The organism is Laceyella tengchongensis, from assembly GCF_900182735.1.
Lineage (GTDB): Bacteria > Bacillota > Bacilli > Thermoactinomycetales > Thermoactinomycetaceae > Laceyella > Laceyella tengchongensis.
The window spans coordinates 300,771-317,908 of the sequence record NZ_FXTU01000003.1 but is presented as its reverse complement, the minus strand read 5'-3'; the positions used below and the strand labels follow the sequence as shown (position 1 = coordinate 317,908).

At 46.7% G+C, this 17,138-nt stretch carries 18 protein-coding genes; 11 read left to right on the top strand and 7 right to left on the bottom strand.

All coding sequences use genetic code 11. The features are described from left to right. Positions 1–63: 63 nt before the first annotated feature. On the bottom strand, positions 64–2,736 hold the full coding sequence (locus QQZ12_RS08525; RefSeq protein ID WP_102992339.1) for a phosphoenolpyruvate synthase: 2,673 nt from the start codon (positions 2,734–2,736) through the stop codon (positions 64–66). A gap of 204 nt (positions 2,737–2,940) precedes the next feature. Between QQZ12_RS08525 and QQZ12_RS08520 the strand changes: the two genes are divergently transcribed. Next, positions 2,941–3,234: an MTH1187 family thiamine-binding protein gene (locus QQZ12_RS08520; RefSeq protein WP_102992340.1), complete on the top strand. Its 294-nt coding sequence runs from the start codon at positions 2,941–2,943 to the stop codon at positions 3,232–3,234. Between the two features lie 88 nt (positions 3,235–3,322). Here QQZ12_RS08520 and QQZ12_RS08515 read toward each other — a convergent pair whose 3' ends face one another. Next, complete coding sequence (locus QQZ12_RS08515) at positions 3,323–4,576, bottom strand: GNAT family N-acetyltransferase (protein WP_189319030.1); 1,254 nt, start codon at positions 4,574–4,576, stop codon at positions 3,323–3,325. A 101-nt stretch (positions 4,577–4,677) separates the two neighbouring features. Here QQZ12_RS08515 and QQZ12_RS08510 point away from each other — a divergent pair, with 101 nt between their 5' ends. Beyond that, positions 4,678–5,079: a DUF2606 family protein gene (locus QQZ12_RS08510; RefSeq protein ID WP_102992342.1), complete on the top strand. Its 402-nt coding sequence runs from the start codon at positions 4,678–4,680 to the stop codon at positions 5,077–5,079. 257 nt (positions 5,080–5,336) lie between these two features. Here QQZ12_RS08510 and QQZ12_RS08505 read toward each other — a convergent pair whose 3' ends face one another. Next, the gene (locus QQZ12_RS08505; RefSeq protein WP_189319032.1) at positions 5,337–6,296 is read right to left on the bottom strand and encodes an AlbA family DNA-binding domain-containing protein; all 960 of its coding nucleotides are present in this window, start codon (positions 6,294–6,296) and stop codon (positions 5,337–5,339) included. A 120-nt stretch (positions 6,297–6,416) separates the two neighbouring features. Further along, entirely contained in the window at positions 6,417–6,827 is a 411-nt protein-coding gene (locus tag QQZ12_RS08500; protein ID WP_102992344.1) for a hypothetical protein, read from the bottom strand. A 353-nt stretch (positions 6,828–7,180) separates the two neighbouring features. Here QQZ12_RS08500 and QQZ12_RS08495 point away from each other — a divergent pair, with 353 nt between their 5' ends. Beyond that, the gene (locus QQZ12_RS08495) at positions 7,181–7,588 is read left to right on the top strand and encodes a VOC family protein (protein ID WP_102993818.1); all 408 of its coding nucleotides are present in this window, start codon (positions 7,181–7,183) and stop codon (positions 7,586–7,588) included. A 167-nt stretch (positions 7,589–7,755) separates the two neighbouring features. Then, complete coding sequence (locus tag QQZ12_RS08490) at positions 7,756–8,301, top strand: DUF6022 family protein (RefSeq protein ID WP_284724271.1); 546 nt, start codon at positions 7,756–7,758, stop codon at positions 8,299–8,301. A 128-nt stretch (positions 8,302–8,429) separates the two neighbouring features. Here QQZ12_RS08490 and QQZ12_RS08485 read toward each other — a convergent pair whose 3' ends face one another. Next, complete coding sequence (locus QQZ12_RS08485; protein WP_102992346.1) at positions 8,430–8,852, bottom strand: VOC family protein; 423 nt, start codon at positions 8,850–8,852, stop codon at positions 8,430–8,432. A gap of 139 nt (positions 8,853–8,991) precedes the next feature. Here QQZ12_RS08485 and QQZ12_RS08480 point away from each other — a divergent pair, with 139 nt between their 5' ends. The 6 genes from QQZ12_RS08480 to QQZ12_RS08455 all read left to right on the top strand — a co-directional run bounded on the left by QQZ12_RS08480 (position 8,992) and on the right by QQZ12_RS08455 (position 14,221). Then, entirely contained in the window at positions 8,992–10,002 is a 1,011-nt protein-coding gene (locus tag QQZ12_RS08480) for a helix-turn-helix transcriptional regulator (RefSeq protein WP_284724270.1), read from the top strand. Further along, complete coding sequence (locus QQZ12_RS08475; RefSeq protein WP_284724269.1) at positions 9,983–10,951, top strand: phosphotransferase; 969 nt, start codon at positions 9,983–9,985, stop codon at positions 10,949–10,951. Before QQZ12_RS08480 ends, QQZ12_RS08475 begins: the two co-directional genes overlap by 20 nt. 263 nt (positions 10,952–11,214) lie before the next feature. Further along, positions 11,215–12,228, top strand: a complete 1,014-nt coding sequence (locus tag QQZ12_RS08470; protein ID WP_284724268.1) for a S66 family peptidase — start codon at positions 11,215–11,217, stop codon at positions 12,226–12,228. A gap of 448 nt (positions 12,229–12,676) precedes the next feature. Further along, the gene (locus QQZ12_RS08465; protein ID WP_284724267.1) at positions 12,677–13,582 is read left to right on the top strand and encodes a macrolide 2'-phosphotransferase; all 906 of its coding nucleotides are present in this window, start codon (positions 12,677–12,679) and stop codon (positions 13,580–13,582) included. Positions 13,583–13,803: 221 nt separating this feature from the next. Continuing rightward, on the top strand, positions 13,804–13,983 hold the full coding sequence (locus QQZ12_RS08460) for a YggL 50S ribosome-binding family protein (protein ID WP_102992349.1): 180 nt from the start codon (positions 13,804–13,806) through the stop codon (positions 13,981–13,983). Between the two features lie 40 nt (positions 13,984–14,023). Next, complete coding sequence (locus tag QQZ12_RS08455; RefSeq protein ID WP_123827433.1) at positions 14,024–14,221, top strand: hypothetical protein; 198 nt, start codon at positions 14,024–14,026, stop codon at positions 14,219–14,221. 129 nt (positions 14,222–14,350) lie between these two features. Here the strand turns inward: QQZ12_RS08455 and QQZ12_RS08450 are convergent, their stop codons facing one another. Continuing rightward, a complete protein-coding gene (locus tag QQZ12_RS08450; protein WP_262983054.1) occupies positions 14,351–14,473 on the bottom strand; it encodes a hypothetical protein in 123 nt (40 codons plus the stop codon). A 196-nt stretch (positions 14,474–14,669) separates the two neighbouring features. On the opposite strand from QQZ12_RS08450, the gene QQZ12_RS08445 reads away from it, so the two are divergent. Continuing rightward, positions 14,670–15,962, top strand: coding sequence for an erythromycin esterase family protein (locus QQZ12_RS08445; protein WP_284724266.1), 1,293 nt, complete (start codon positions 14,670–14,672; stop codon positions 15,960–15,962). A 94-nt stretch (positions 15,963–16,056) separates the two neighbouring features. Here the strand turns inward: QQZ12_RS08445 and QQZ12_RS08440 are convergent, their stop codons facing one another. After that, on the bottom strand, positions 16,057–16,992 hold the full coding sequence (locus tag QQZ12_RS08440; protein ID WP_102992352.1) for a sporulation protein: 936 nt from the start codon (positions 16,990–16,992) through the stop codon (positions 16,057–16,059). Between the last annotated feature and the right edge of the window lie 146 nt (positions 16,993–17,138).

The following is a 17,138-nucleotide window of genomic DNA, read 5'->3' as shown; positions in this document are numbered from 1 at the left end:
GAATCGGCAGGAAATAGAGAAGAAAGGCAGGCACATGATCAGTGCCTGCCTTTTTGCGTTGGTTTAATCGGCGGAGTCTGCCAAAATTTCCACATAGCCGTTTGTGCCGTCCACGCGGATGTATTGACCATCTTTCAAGCGCGTGGTGGCCTTTTCCACGCCGACCACAGCAGGGATGCCGTATTCTCTGGCTACGACAGAGCCGTGGGTCATCAAGCCGCCGACCTCTGTCACGAGCGCTTTGGCTGAGTGGAATAATGGTGTCCACCCAGGATCCGTGTGGGGAGCGACCAAAATATCCCCTTTGTTCAGTCGTCCTTCCTCCAGGCTTCGGACGACTTTGACATATCCTTCTACAATCCCTGCCGATGCGGGAATGCCGATCAATGCACCGGGAGGGGCTTTTTCGTTGCGCCGGGCGGCTGTAAATATTTCGCCGTCGCTGGTCATAACGAGCGGGGGTGAAAGTTTGCTGTAGTGCGCTTCTTGCAGCTTACGGGAGTCGATCAGCGATTGGGCGTCAGGTAAGCGGTGTTCCACCAAAGCGACCAATTCATCCAACGTGAAATAAAAGATATCTTCTTTTTGTTTTAACACACCTTGCTGGCATAGTTGCTCTGCTTCTTCCAAGATCGCTTCCCTGAAGAGGGCAAAATGCCGGATGATGATGTACTTGGGCAGTTCGCGGATGCCTACGTTATGGCGGTAAATGGAGATCAACCGCGCCAACCGTTTGGCTTTTCTCGCTCCGCCCCGCGTTTTTCTGATCCGGGAAAGCAAAGATTGAATCGTTTCATGCGCTTCCTGTTCCCCGCGATTGAAATTTTCGCGATGCTCATTCACTTTATTGCTTCGGATATGGCTTAGAATGGACGGAACGAGCAACGTCGGTTTCTCTCGGTATCGAACCCGCGTAATATCAATCTCTCCGGGGGCGCGCATGCCGTACTTTTCCATAAATGCAGAAAGTTTAGCTTGAAAGGCTTCGCCGCCTTCAATGTTGCGCAATCCCTCATAAAACGTTTCGTCTTGCGCTGTTTCAAGATATTGGAGCAATGCAGGGCAGTCTCTTGCCGCATCTGCCAAATCGCCGATCATCAAGCCCATTTCACTCGTGACATTGCCTGGCGGAGATTTGTGCAGGGCGGGAGGCACTTCTTCTCCCAACCATTTCTTCACGCGCCGTTCCAGGATGACTCCTGCCATCAATCCCGCCAGGGTGCAAGCTAATGAATCTGCCAACGCCTTCAATACGTCTCGCGCCACACTGTCCTGCAGCGCCTTCATCCGTTCGGAGCCGGACAGGCCTAAGAGCTTTTGTCTGCAACGAGCTAAATTTTGTTGATAGGTGATGTGAGCCTGTTTGGCTGCCTTCTGGGGGTCACCGAAATAGAACAGCTTGATCCACAGGGGGATGGCTCGGCCATAGACAGTAAAAATACGTTTGAAGGTGCGGAAAAATTGACGTCTCACCCCTCGGCGGGGAAGGCTTTGCTGAAACTCTTCCATTCTGATAGCCTTGGACAGAGCAAGGAGATCATCATCCAGTTCGGCGTTTGCGCAAATTTTGTTTCGTATGGATGTGAGATGCAAGGCAGGCGTGCAATCTAAGAACAATCTGCCGCCAGCTTCAACCAGACTGTTGCTTTCAGAATGGACGGACTGCTTGTTGATTGGGACGAGGGTGCGTAAAACCGAAATCCCAAGCGGCTTCATATAGTCGGTCATCATCTGTTTGTGGCCGAACGAAAGATATATTCGGAGCGATGTCTCCTTTGCGGATGGGAGTGGGTAAAGGGAGGTGATGGGCCGGCTTTGCAAAATGAAAAACCGGTCGCCTTCCAGACACCACTCGATGTCTTGCTCCGTGCCATAATGCTTTTTTATGCGCCGTCCAAGCTCGGCCAGTTCCAAGATTTTCTCGTCCGGCAATGCTTGTTTTTGTCGTTGTTCGGGAGGGAGGTCTCTCGTTTCCGTGCCACCTTGCGGCATGGCAAAGATGCCTTTTTGTTTTGTGGCGATTTGCTTGTCGCTGATTCGGTTGCCGCGCACCTTGTACAGATCAGCGGTGACCAATCCGGAAACAAAAGCTTCACCCAAGCCGAATCCGGCATCGATGGATACCGTGTTCCGGTGCCCGGTGATAGGGTCGGCAGTGAACATGATCCCTGAGACATCAGGGATTACCATCTGTTGTACGACTACGGATAAGCGGACGGAACGGTGGTCAAATCCATTTTTGATGCGATAGACAATCGCGCGGTCAGTAAACAGGGAAGCCCAACACTTTTTAACGGCTTCTAAGAGAGGGTCAAACCCTTTTACGTTCAGATAAGTTTCCTGTTGTCCGGCAAAGGAAGCGGTAGGTAAGTCTTCGGCTGTCGCGCTAGAGCGAACAGCATAAGCCCGTTCTGTCCCTTCCTTTTTCCATGCGTCGAACAGGGCAGATGTGAATTGCTCAGAAGGGGATAGGAAGAGCAGATGATTGCGAATCCGTTGTCCCCAAAAGCTAATCTGATCCAGCTGTTCCGGTTTTAACTTCGCAAGCTCATTCAACCACTCATCAAACTCGCCGCTGGACCCGACAAAATCACGGTAAGCAGATGTCGTGATGCAAAAACCGGGGGGTACAGGAAATCCGGCCTTGCATAACTCACCGAGGTTGGCCCCTTTGCCGCCGACTTCGCTCACATGCGTCTGATCAATCTCATGGAAATGCATAACATAGGTTTCCATGTCTCTACTCCTTAAACGCGCAGGGTATTGACCATACGGTCAATATCATCTTATCGCGCTTTGACCATATGGTCAATAAGGGGTTGCAAAAGGGATGGATCACCAAGGATAACACCGCGGAGAAGGCAAAAGCCATGGCCTGAATAGCCTAGCCGGTGTTTGTGCACCTTATGTAGTGAATTGTTAGACCGAGGAGGGGTAATGATGGCTTTGCTTGAAATTAGTGTGGTTCCTGTTGGCACCGGCACAGCGAGCTTCAGCTCTTATGTGGATGATGCTGTCAAACTGATTGAAAAAAACGGATTTAATTATCAGGTCACGCCCACAGCGACGGTGATCGAGGGAGATGTGCCCCGGCTGATGGAGCTTGCCATGCAGATTCACCAAAACGCCATGTCCAATGGAGCCAGTCGGATCATCACCAACATTTGTATTGATGACCGAACCGACAAACAGATGGATATGCTCAACCAAGTGCAAGCGGTTCGAGATGAGTAGTTTCAGAATTCAGATGGCTTGTCTTCGATGCTGATTTGCGATGTGATCGAAAACCCATCCCCCGGCAAAATGAGGGGGATGGGTTTTTTTAAAAAAAGGTGTCGCAAACAGGGAAAGCCGCTTTGGGAAACAAGGCACGCAATGTTTGCGTCCATTGTGCATCTGAAATGGTCGCTTTGCCGTAGTTGAGCAAGGTGTTGAGGGAGACTGCTCCGTACAGAAGCGCAGACAAATCGCTGATGTCCATGCGAACGACGGGTGCTTTGTCGACAAAGTCGCGCAACGCGGGCTTCCCATTTGTGAACGTAATGGTGAATCGCTGTTCGTTTTCCGCCAAAAAAGTGTCTCTGATCTCGAAGGTGAAGGTGGCGTCCACATTGCCAAAGGGATAGATGGTCGATGTCGAGAGGGCACGTTTGGCATCCAGGATACGAACCATGAGGCCGATTCCCGTCGTGCGAACCTCGTGCGACAACGGAGGGATCATATTGTTTGTGTCATTACGTGGATCATCGAACAAATGATGAAATTCAGGGTCCTGCACATAGAACACAATCCGCTGAAATTGGTCGGCCTGGCTACGTAAAAAGGCGAAAAAAGCTTGATGTGCAGCCGGCTCTTCCGCAATCCATTGGTTGACATGCAAGTCGTTATGAAAATCGTTTTTGGAATGATTGTTGCGGTACTGGAACCCCATGTATCCCTGAAGGCCATGTCCGTTGACATACCCGACTATGCGGTTTTGTTTCATACTGAATAAGCGCTTAAGATCTTGGTCTGTTGCGGCAATCATCCCATGCGTTCGTTCTGTCACCCGCCGATGCAAAGCCAACATGTCCGGAATGTCTGCTTCTGTCAGAAAAGTGAGCCGCTCTTTGCCTTGACCGTTGGGGATGGTGCTGGGGGTTACGCGGTATTCGTGCCACTCGGTGCCGAAGCCGAAGCCCATGCGTTTGTAAAAGTCTGGGCGGAATGAATAGAGGAAGGCAATGTGAGCGCCTTGATTGCGATAGTGCCGCAGGAAGTAAGTGATCAATTCTTTGGCGATTTTCTCCTTTTTGTGAAGCAAGTCCACCGCTACGCTACCTACGCCTCCGGCCAATAGGTTGGAACCGTGCCAATGAACGGTATAGTCGTACAAACGCATAATCCCCAACAATTGTTCATCGCGGTAATAGCCGTAAAAATGGGAGTTTCCCGGCTCTTTGATGGTGGCGGCAACTTGCTCTCTGAACGGTTGCACAACTTCTTCCTTTGTAGCGTCAAAAGATGGATAAGCATTGGTAACCAAGGTGATCAATCGGTCGATTTCGTTTTGTTTAATGGCGCGGATCACGCCCATTATGTTCATCCTCTCTCAAGTCCGTCGTACAGTCGGATTTCAAAAGTAAAGACACATGCGTTGGGGAGTTTGTCCGTCGCATCAACATAAAAATGTAAGAAATGCATGCTATAGTAAGATTATATATATTTATAAAATTAAAATACAGGTGTTTTATAGAAAGGAGATCGAAATTGCGAATCTTAGCTGGTATCCTTGCTTGCTTCATATTAGCGGGTTGTGCCCATGAAGAAAGTAAGCAACCTAAGTTAAGTCCTGTTACTATTCGCGTTCTGGATCAAGAAGGGAAGCCCGTTTCTAGAATAGCAGTCGGCATTGAAGCGGTTATTCCTGAAGAAGAAAGGGATAGTGTAGGTGCAATACCTAAAGCAGGATTAACCAATGAAAATGGAGAGATAAAAGATCAGCTAGTACCAGGAAAAAAATATATCATACAGTTAGGAAGCAAGAAAAAGGAAGTGGTTATTACTGATAAGCCGATGATCGTTGAACTTACGAAGTAAAGGATACGGATTGGTCTGATTGCGCAAAAAAAGCGGAAAAGGCCAGCTACGCAGCCGGCTCTTTCCGCTAAATAAGTATTTTCGGTCTTATTCTATTACGGCAATCATCCCGTGCGTTCTTTCACCTTTGATGCAACGCCAACATGTCTGAAATGTCCGCCTCCAATAGAAAAGCGTGTCATTCTTTGGTCTTTGATTACAATTATAAAGATATTCAAGCTTTGTATAAATAAAGACTGTTTATTGTTTTATAGAACTTAGATAAGATCATCTTTAACGAAGTCGATGCCTCCTTGGCGCAAGTAACGATCATAATCACCTGGGAATACCGAACGGTTAACAACGCGGCCTAAATTGTATTGTTCATATGTAATATACATTTTGTCGTACAGTTTTCTATGGTTATGTTCAATTTGAAAGGACTCTACACGATCTTTATAGAGCTTTGGTACAGGTATTTCTTTACGTCCGCCATCTACCACAACAACATCAAATGTATTAATAGTTTGTTGGAAATATTGGATTCTGTAAACTTTGTAGCGCCCTTTATTATCAACAAATTTATCCAACCACTCTTCATAATAATCGCGATCTTTAGACCTATCAACATTAAGAGATATCATAGGATTTTCATTTAATATGGCAATATCTTCTTCTATCCAAGTCCAATCATTTGGATGTGAATAATAGACCATTTTTTTAATCTCGTCAATCGAGAGAATCGTTTTTTCCTGATTTCGATTACGGAATTGAACCAGATCATCTAAGTCCCTACGACTTAATCGGTCGTTACGGCTTCCTGTACGAATCCAAGAATCTCCTTTTTTCAAGATAGTCTTTCCTCGTTGGAGATCTTTTTTTATCATGTAAGGAGGGTTTTCACATCCTTTTATTTCAAATACGGCAAGGGTTTTTCCCTCATATTCAAAATCATAGTAAGTAAAAGGAATTGTAGGCTCGACAAATTCGCGAACTAGTTGTTGATATTCAGCATCGTCAGTAATGTTTTGAAGGGGAAAAATAGAAATGCAATCTCCTTCTACGTCAACTCCAATGATGATGTATCTCTTTCCATCAAAAGGAGCATTGGCCATAGAAATCAGATCTTTGATTAAATCTGTTTGTTTTTCCCGAGTGTACTCGGTTCGTTTAAAGTCTATTCCTAGTCCTTCTTTGCCAGCTTGAATAAGTTGTATCAGTTCTTGGTGAACACTCAATGGTATCTTCCTTTCATTTTGGGAAGTGGCAGGTATAATATTTGGAATGTTTAAAATGTGAAGCCAAGGCTTGATAGCCTTGGCTTTTGGGAAAAGCACTCCGGGTTACTTTGAGGGAGATCATTTAAACACAACATCTAACTGCCCGGACACATGTGCATTGGGGAGTTCGTCCTTCACATCAACATAAAAGTGTCCGACTTGCACATTGTCAAACTGCGCTTTGCCGCTAGCCAGGTTGTAATAGGCGGTGCAGGTACGGGTGTTGGCTTCGCAAAGGCGTACCCACAGTTTGGACGTGTCCTTAAGCTTCACAGTTTTGCCGTTAGTATATTTGGCGTACAGCGGGTGGACAAGGACGATTTCCACATCGCCCACTACCTCGGGATTATAGACATGGCCGTCCCACTTTCCATCTTCCGTTTCAAAAGCATATCGCGGAACACTTGCGAAAACCGAGTTTGCGGTGAACGGGAGCAGTGCGGCCGCGGCGATAGTCGCCGCACACAAAATGGCGAAGGGTTTTTTCATTGGACTGATCCTTTCTTTCGAAATGAAAAGGGGTTAAAAATGAGCTATGTTGCTGACTAGAGCGTGTCTGATGAATAGGCCAGCGGTTCCAAAACCCTTTTCTCATTCGCTTCACTTGTGCATCAGCGCTCCTCGAGAAAAGGTTTTTCCACCCCATCTTCTCTAACAACTTGATTTGCCAGACACCCCCTAGGGAAACATAGCTTTCATAGATTATTATATTCCAATTTTGATCATTCCGTCATCTCGATGATCCATGTTATGGATGGGAAGAGAATGGGAATGGGCGCTTTTGTCGACACTGGAAGAAAGAGCGTTTTATCCTTTCCGATCAAAGGGGTTGATTGCCAATGATGGAGAATGCGAATCAGAAAATCACGACCTTTTTAATGTTCGAAGGCAAGGCCGAAGAAGCGATGAATTTTTATGTTTCTTTGTTCAAGCAGGCAGAAATTCTCACCTTGTCCCGTCATGAAGACGATGGGAGCGAGGCGAGTGGGAAAGTGGCGCAAGCGGTTTTCTCACTCAATGGACAACGGTTCATGTGCATGGACAGTCCTATCAAACATGAATTTACCTTTACGCCCGCGATTTCATTGTTTGTCACCTGTGAGACAGAAAGTGAAATTGACGAGCTGTTTGTGAAACTATCCCAAGGCGGAGGAGTGCTCATGCCGTTAGATTCGTATCCGTTTAGCAAAAAATTCGCTTGGGTTGCCGATCGATACGGTGTTTCTTGGCAATTAAGCTGGGGTGGTTGAGCGGGCGTTGAGCTTTCCGGCTTGGAGTAAGCGGATGAGATGTGCTGGCGATGAATTGTTTTAAAAATTAAGGAATGTTTTTATTGTTCATTTGCTATGTTGTATAATGAAATAGGAAAAGGCAGTTTTGTTGCTATTGGAAATCGGCATTTTGAAAGGGGCTAAAGATGAGCGCAATGAAGCCACTTCCGCAAATCCTCGCCGAAAGCGAAGGGAATCGCATCGATGTCATTGCCCAGTATATCAATGAGCACATCACTAAAAACTGGCAAGCGATATTTGAAGAAAAATACTCGCAGTTGATGGATGCGTATAAGAAAGTGGGTGACCCCGCTTACGGAACATATTTGAACTTCTTGTTTTTACCGATTCACGAGCAATTGAAAGAGAGCGGGCTGAAACCGCTCCCTCGTCTGCCTGGTGACTTGAATATTTCTCGCGAGTGGGGAAACACCAATGACTTCACTGACCAAGAGCGGTGGGTGTGGAGTGTGATTGAAGAAGAGAATGGAGTCGCGCTAGGTACCATTGTTACGAAAGTTTATCATGATCATACGCAACTGCGTGTTCCCCGTCCTCCAGAAGTTTTCGCCTTGACAGAAACTGATCAGGCCGATATCGTTGCTGCCCTGTCGCAACGGTCCGCTGCATTTAGAGATGCGCGCGAGTTTAGAATAGAAGCTGAGGAATATATGAAAAACCGGGACGCTTGACCAGAAGTCAAGATCGGCCCGGCATGAATCATCGCTCTTTAGCGATGATTTTTTTTGACTTCCCCACAATAACGCAAAAGCGGGCCAGCCGAAAAAGGGAGAAAATTAATCGGCTTGAGAATGCGGCGTTATTTTTTTCTGGTGAAGATCTGAAAGGTGACGCCGAATCGGTCTGTCACCAAGGCATATGCGGGACTGAAGTACGTTTCTTCTAACGGGATGCCCACATGACCGTTTTGCTTTAACGCATCGTAAAGCTGTTGCGCTTTCTCTGTCATGTTGACGGTGATGCAGATATTAACTTGATTTCCTTCGTGCAGGGGTTGCCCGGGAAAGGCGTCGGCGATCATCAACTCCGTGTCGCCCACTTTTAACACAGCGTGTGCGATCTTTTCTTTCATCTCTGCAGGAAGAGGGTGATCCGGATTATCCGGCCCTTCCCCCAGGGTCTGGCAGAAAAGAATCTCCGCATCAAGCACTTCTTCATAAAAGCGTATCGCTTCTCGCGCATTTCCTTCAAAAAAAACATAAGGGGTTAATTGCAATGTCATATATACCAACTCCTCGGGTTTAATGGTTTGATGCCGAGCCCGCCCTCTGATAAAGAAGCGAGCAGGTTTCGGCTTGGTGCCCATTGTAGCTTATAATGGTGACAGCTATTGTCATAAATCGATCGAATGGAGGATCGTGATGCCCAAAGCGAAACGGTTGCTGGAATTGATGATGACGGTTAACCGCAAACGGAAGTTTACAGTCAAGGAATTGGCGGAGGAATTCGGTGTCTCAACGAGAACCATATTGAGGGATTTGCGGGAGTTAAGTGAGTTGGGGGTGCCCTTGTATTCTGAAGTGGGACCTCACGGAGGTTATCACGTGTTGAATGAAAGAAGCCTCCCTCCCATCTCGTTTACGGAAGAAGAGGCATTCGCCATCTTTTTTTCCGTTTATGCGTTGCGTCATTATCTGTCCATTCCCTTTGAAGCTGAAATCTCATCCGCATTGAATAAATTCGCTTCTTACATGACTAGTGACATACGTGAGCGAATTGAGCAAATGAAGAATCGCGTCGATTTCATCACACCGGCGAGGCGGGGGGAAAGCCCTCATTTATCGAGATTGCTCGAAGGAGCCGTTCACCAGCAAGTGCTTTTGATTGAGTATGAAGCGAAGGAAGGAAAAGTTAGCCGGCACATCCAACCGATTGGTATTTATGCGCGAGACGGCATATGGTATTGCCCCGCCTATTGTTTTTTGCGCGGTGGATATCGCGTGTTCCGATGTGATCGGATCAAGGCGGTTGCACAGGCGTCTTCAGATGTGAAACCACGGGACTTACGACATGTTCACCTCGGCAATGTCCAACCTATAACTCAGGCGGAGCCGGAGATGGCCCATGTGCGGGTGGAATTGAACGAAGAGGGTGTGCGCAAGTGTGAGGCCGAATGGTGGCTGGCAAACCATCTGCATCACCAAGAGGATGGCGGAGGATGGGTGGATGGTCATTTTCCAAAGCGGGATCTTCCCTTTCTCGCTAAATTTTTTATGGGGTTGGGAGAAGATGCGACAGTGCGGCAACCGCTGGAATTGGTGCATGGTATGAAGGAAATCCTTTCCCGGCTCATGGACAAATACGCTGTGGTGCCGGCTGGCGAAGGGAGCAAGACCAGTGAGGGGGCAAGTGATGAGCCAAGTGATCTGTAAGGACATTTTTGAGCGGGTAGAAGCGCTTTTTTCGAAGCGAATTGTGAATAGTGAACCCATTCACCGTGGTTTGCTCAATTTGAAATGGATTGTGCACTTTGCTGATGGTGCGTCCGTCTTTGTCAAGCAATACAACCAACGTCGGCATGGAAAAAAACTTCCCTTTATCAACATGGCGTTGTCTATCCAAGAAGCAGTGCGGAAGCAAGGAATCCGATGTCCAATGGTTTATTCGTTTGACGGGAAGCGGTTGCTGACATCAAGCAAAGGGGAAGTGTTCGCAGTACAGGAGAAAATGGATGGGGAGGTCGTGGCTCCGGGACAAGCGACGACGGAACAGATGCATTCCCTTGGGCAGGAGATGGGGAAATTGCATAAGGCGTTGAAACAGATCCCGCCGGCTGAGCTCGCTTGGAAGCCGGATCGGTCGCGCTTGTTGCAAAAATGGAATAAACAGATGGCTCTCGCGCAAGTTCGGCAACCGTCTGAGCGTGTGATGCGGTTGCTCCACAGACAAAAGCAAATTTTGGACAGGCTGGACTTTTCCCAATTTGACCGATGTCGCCTAGGATGGACTCATTGGGATTGCCATTTTGACAACTTTTTGTTTGAGAATAAGCGAGTTGCCGCTATTTTGGACTTTGACCGCATGCGTTATGTCTACCCTGACCTTGATGTAGCGAGAGCCTTGTTGTCAGGTAGTGTGGACGGTCAGCGAGGATTGGTGCGAGCGAAAGCGGCCGCCTTCCTCGGCGGATATCGGGAAGTTGTGCCCGGGTACTCGGCGGAGAGGGCGGCGCGGGCGTTGCGTCTTTTGTGGACGAAAGAATCAGGCTGGTGGATCACGGCGGACATTGAGGAGCGAAGCGCGAACCCGCGGAGGTTCTTGGTGGAGATAGAGTGGTTGCAGCAACATTGGCTTGAGTTGGATGACTTCTTGGGTGAATGAGAGTTGCCATCTGCCAAGTTTTTTACCGCCTCATGTGCCGCACATGGGGAACCTTTAAATAAAAGACATGCACAAAAGACCATAGGCTATGCCAATGGCCTTTTTCTGCCTGGACAAGTTGTGACTGACCGCGCGGCGGGTGGTTGACCAATATCATTGAGTGATGATCTGACTTGTGCCAAACAAGGGGAAGATAAAAAGGAAAGGATTGTTCAAATAATAGAGGTTTGATGCACTTTTTTGAAAAGACTAGGAGGCTGTGCATGATTAACTATCCATCTTTTAAAACAGGTATGACCATTGGAATCACCGCCCCTTCCTCCGGGGTGCCGACAGAACTGCATGCGTTGCTGGACAGCTCGACTAGGCGACTGGAGGAGAGGGGCTTTCATATTGTTTGTGGAGAAACCGCCTTTACGCAAGAAAAAGCGAAGTCGGCATCAGCAAAGAAACGCGCAGATGAATTCAATCGCATGATGGGCGATGATCAGATCCAGGCGATCATTCCCCCTTGGGGTGGCGAACTCCTCATCGAGATCTTGGAGCATGTCGATTTTGAAAAAATGAAGAACAAGTGGGTGTTGGGTTACTCCGATACCAGCGTGCTGTTGCTAGCCATTACCTTGACAACGGGGATCGCTACGGCTCATGGACCTAATCTCGTTGATCTGCGCGGGGAATACTGGGATGAGACTACCGGCGCATGGCTCGATGTCTTGTCCACAGAGCGGGGTGCCTCCATCCTTCAGCACTCCTCCGCCAAATATCAAGAAAAATGGCAACATGAGAATCCAACCCCTTGTCTCTTTCATTTGACAGAACCGACATACTGGAAAGTGGCATCCCATAGCAAAGCTAAGGTACAAGGGCGGTTGCTCGGCGGATGCGTCGATGTGATCAGGCATTTGATTGGCACGCCGTATGGTGACGTGAGGAAATTTAGAAAGGCTTTTATTGATGGGGAACCCATACTTTGGTATTTCGAGAATTGCGAACTGGTGACCACTGATTTGCGCAGATCATTGGTGCAAATGAAGTTGGCCGGGTGGTTTGAAGGGTGTTCAGGCATCCTGTTTGGCCGTAGCCTCGCCAATCAACCCGTCCAAGGTTATACGGTGGAAGATGTTTATCAGGAACTGGCGGCTGAGCTTCAGGTACCCGTCATTTACGATATTGATTGTGGACATGTTCCGCCGCAAATCACGTTTATCAATGGCGCCTATGCCGAAGTGGAAGTGGATCAAGGCAAGGGTATAGTCAAGCAGCATTTTAGATGATCGTATTTCTGATCATCATGAAAAAGTACAATAATTGCATTGTTTAATTATTCGTGTTAGTATGTGTTTAATTCACACTGAACGGAGGGTCATCTATGGCATTCCAATTCCGATTCTACCCTTTGCAATCACAAATGATATTGTGTTCAAAGGTTCTGCTTGTGCGCAGGGAATCGGAATTGGTTCGCCTATTTGTAAGGTAACCCGCTATACCATACAACGATATTGCGCATGCCAACCTCCGATTGGTGGGGGAAGGTATGTGTTACGGCCACCATGATAGGGATGGAGAAGTCCTTCGCTTTGGATCTACCATTTTTCCGATTACCTAACCACAGGCAGATAACCTGTGGTTTTTTTGTTGTTCTATTTTGACCGGGGACAACCATGGCCCGGTACAATGCGACCGGGAAATATGACCACGTATAAGAAAAGGAAGGGAAAAACGATGACATTGAGCGATAAACAAGTGATGGAAGTGGCCCGGCGGCATGGGCTGATGATGAGAGAAGACTCATTGACACGTAATGAGTCCGGCCTTGATTTTTCCGTCGTGTTTGCCATGGACGAGCAAGGAGAGCAATGGGTTTTGCGTCTGCCTAGGCGCCCTGATGTGGTTCCGACCGCCAAGAAAGAAAAGGCGATTCTCGATTTCTTGGATGGGAAGATCCCGGTACAAGCACCAAAATGGACGGTTTTTTCTGATGAATTGATCGCTTACAAGCGCCTCGTAGGCGCGCCTGCCGCAACGATTGATCCAGAAACAAAAGCATATGTGTGGGAGATCGATGAGCACAATGTGCCAGACATCTTTCATGAAACCCTGGGCCAGGCCATGGCTGCCTTGCACCGCATCAACCATGACCAGGCCAGACAAGCTGGCTTGACCGTGCATGCGGCAGAGGAACTGAGAGAGGCGATGCGAAAGAGGATGGAGAAAGTCAAGGCGCATTTCGGCGTAAGTCAACCCCTTTGGGCCCGTTGGCAGAAATGGTTGGCCAATGATGCGCTTTGGCCGAAACAGACTGCATTGATCCATGGCGATTTGCATGTTGGACACATCCTGGTTGACGGAGAAGCCCGCGTTACGGGAATCATCGATTGGACGGAAGCTCGCGTTGACGATCCGGCCAATGATTTTGTCGTCCACCTCGCTCTCTTCGGAGAGGGCGGGCTGCAAAAGTTGATCGATGCGTATCAAGGTGCCGGTGGAGTGGTTTGGCCAACGATGGTTGAGCATATTATCGAACTGCAAGCGGCGGCCTATCCTGTTGCCATTGCTGAATTCGCTATGAAATCCGGTTTGGTAGAGTATGAAACCATGGCTAAGCAAACACTGGGCGTGGAAAAATAGAGGCCCGTGTGATGTTTGAATGAAGGTTTGGGTACTTGATGCCCAAGCCTTCGCAAAATAAATGATAATGCAAAATGGGAAAACTCAAAACGAAAATAAATTTGTCTGTTGATCACGATATTCATGTAAATGAGTGTAGATAAACAGCAATTGATCAGAGGAGATTCAGAACAAAAGTCAGACAAGTTTTCTGCGCCTAAACCCTACATTGGAGGTAGAACATGGGGAAGAAAAAACGGCTTGGCATACATATTGAGGGCAGTATTTATGCTGTGGATGAACATGTTGACATTGATCATGATGAATTTTTAGATAAGTTTATTGACTTTGTTGAGGCAAATGGGTGGATGTTTGGTGGCGGAACATATCAAGTAGATGAGGATGGGGAGGCAGTGAAATAATTAAACCTTTGCATTTAAAACGGAAAGCTGTACTGTGACAATGAAAGTAATTGATAAAAAGAAAGAGGTTTATGAAGGAAAAACCGTTTTTAGGATCAGAGGGGAAGGGAAAAAAGAGAGGTTTCATATGTATAAAGAAGACTGGGAACAAATCAATGTAGGCCAAGTCTATTTGTTTAAATATGAAAAGAGGGACAATAATCCAGTAGAAATATTAGGTTTTCAGGGAGTTAAATAATCATCGGTTCAATAAAAAAACGGGAACGCATGGCGCAGATCCCTTTGGTTTGGCTTATTTTTATTGAGGATTCCTAAGTGTTTTTGTAGATTTTTATTTTGTTCTTGAAACATCACTTTTTGTCCTTTTTTAATCGCTCATAGTAGATATTTTCTTTTTACACTCCTCAGCTTCTTTTTTATACTTTTCTGCTTGTTTGGAAGAAAAGGTGGATACAATAACATCCCACATTTCGGCAATCAAATCAAACATAATGATCCTCTCCCTTTAATTCCGTCTGTTATTTCTTTTATATCCTTTTATGTTTAAGTGAAACCATGTTGTCGCATTCTTTTCATGGGCATGGCAACTCATATAAAATAAAAATAATCGCAGTTGATATAAAATTCTGTCGACCCCTTCTCGGTCGTTTGTGTCAAAGTTGCAAACAGCCAAAGGAGTTGTGGCGATGAAGAATGAACAAAGCTTGTACGAGCATTGGGAAACGTGGCTGAGAGCCCATGCACACTCTATAACACAATTAGAGCCTAGGCACGAAGACGATTATTCGGATCTCACCTTTTTGAAAGATGTTTTAAAAGGGAAACGGATTGTCATGCTGGGAGAAAGTTCGCATGGTGCCAGTGAATTTATTTCTTCCAGAGTGAGACTGGTTCAATATTTGTATGAAGAACTCGGCTATGAAGTAATCGCCTTTGAATCGGGCTTGGGAGAAACCCATGTCGCCGACCTTCAAGCCAGTGAGCGCCTTCCTGAAGATACCATGAGAAGTGCTGTGATCAGTGTGTGGCATACGCAAGAAATGATTCCCTTGTTTGAATTTGTACGGCATTCAAAACAGAACAAGGCTCCGCTAAGATTGTCTGGCATGGACATGCAACCTACGGGGAGTTATCACCATTTCATACGGCGTTGGTTTGAGCAGGTGAACCCAAGCGTAGCGGAACAAGCGGAGCAGTTGGAACAGCAATTTGCCGCAAGCTTCTACCTAAAGGATATCGAAGCATACCAGAAAGAGAAAGTCCAAATGCGTACCGGATATGAAGCCTTGATTCAGTTTGTAGAAGCGAATCGGTCGGCACTAGCTTGCATATATCCAGAAGATCCAAATCTGATTTCTGTTACGCTGTATGTGTTAAATGGACGCATGCAAACCGTTGAGCATTTTTTGGAAAAAGCAGTGCTCGGCAATAAATACGCTGCGGAAAACAACCATGATCTGGCCAAAAAATACTATGATGAAATTACCGCCATGCGCGATCAGAGAATGGCAGTAGATCTTGTATGGGTTGCTGAAACATTGTATCCCAATAAAAAAATCATCGTTTGGTCGCATAATTATCATATACGGAAAGAGAATGAGGCCGTTAAAAATGCGCGTTCGCCATTGCCGACAATGGGCGGGTTATTGCCTAGCTCCTTAAAGCAAGAAAGTTATGTTATCGGCCTATATATGAATCGCGGTGTATCCGCGTTTGTTGATCATCAACCTGCTCCGGTGCGCTATCCGCACCCAGAAGGCAGTATGGAATGGATCTTGGGCAAAGTGGGAGCGGCGAACATATTTGTTGATCTGTCTGGCCAAAAGTGCGAGAGAGCAACTTCTTGGATGTTCACGGAACGTCAAGCATTGGATTGGGGGACTTGGGAAGAACGACTCATTCCCCGTTCCCAGTATGATGGCATTTTGTTCATTGATAAAGTGCATATCCCAGATTATCTTGACGAGAAGGATGGATAACTTTTCCGCTTTCAAGCGATGGGGTCATCCGGCAAGGCTCGGTTTATGAATAAAGGCTTGGGTGCCGATGCGACGCTCAAGCCTTCTTGTTCGCTCAATCCTCTTCTTCATCGTCAAAGAAATCAAATAAGCTGTCCTCTTCATCATCGTCGTCATCATCGTCATCATCATCATCTTCAAAGATTTCCTCAACGATATCCTCTACGACATCTTCCAATAATTCCATGGCGATAAGCCCAATCGCGAAGGCGCCGATCGCACCCGGCAAGCCCGCGATCTTGTGGTGGAATTGGGCTTTATCAGCGTGGTATAGATTCGGATTGTTCACCATTTCAAACAGAACTTGTTGCAGATAGTCAATCAGGGCGTTTTGATCATCGAGCAGTTGATTGTCCAACCAGAGTTCTCGTTTAACTTCTTTTTCTCCAGCGAACGTGCGCAAGTCCACCTCTAAGAACAGATGAATGCCCGTCTCTTCCATCGCTGCCACAAATTCCACTTCTTCTACTTCGTTTCGGAGCATCGAGGTGGGAGCCAGCTCAAACTCCTGCAAGTGCCCATCAAACGAACGGGAATCGTGTTTTTCGCGGAAACCAAGGCGATCGAACGCATACAGGATGTTTTGGAAGCGGTCAGGAGGCAAGATGTCAATCGGATCGCGATCAGTCGAATCCACCCCGGCCGCGATGTCTAAATGCGTGATGAAATAATAAGATACCGAATTGCAGGACAGCAGTAGATTTTGCGGCAATTTATAAGAGAAAGAGTAGGATTTTTTCTCTGATGGCTGGATTTTAAACGATTCAGGGAACGGAAACCGGTTGATTAACACGGTTTGTATGTGTTCTCCCAAGCGCACACTCATCATGAAATCAATATCGATTTTGTTGATTTCCTGTTCGATGGTGCCGCCTGTAATGACTAATTGTCCATTGATTTGCTCTCCCAGTTTGTACTGGTGTTGATCAAGGATTAGATCGACTTGGGCTGAACCTTTGCCCAACTTAGCCATAAACTTTTTAAATACCATGTGACTAAAAAAGCCTCCTTAAACATCATGTACTGCTCCTTTCTATTATAAATTTAAAACGGATGGCAAATATGTCCAAATTGTAAAAGTGGCATCATTTCTTTTTGAAAACGGGTAGGTGAAGCAACCATATTCGGTAAACAAAA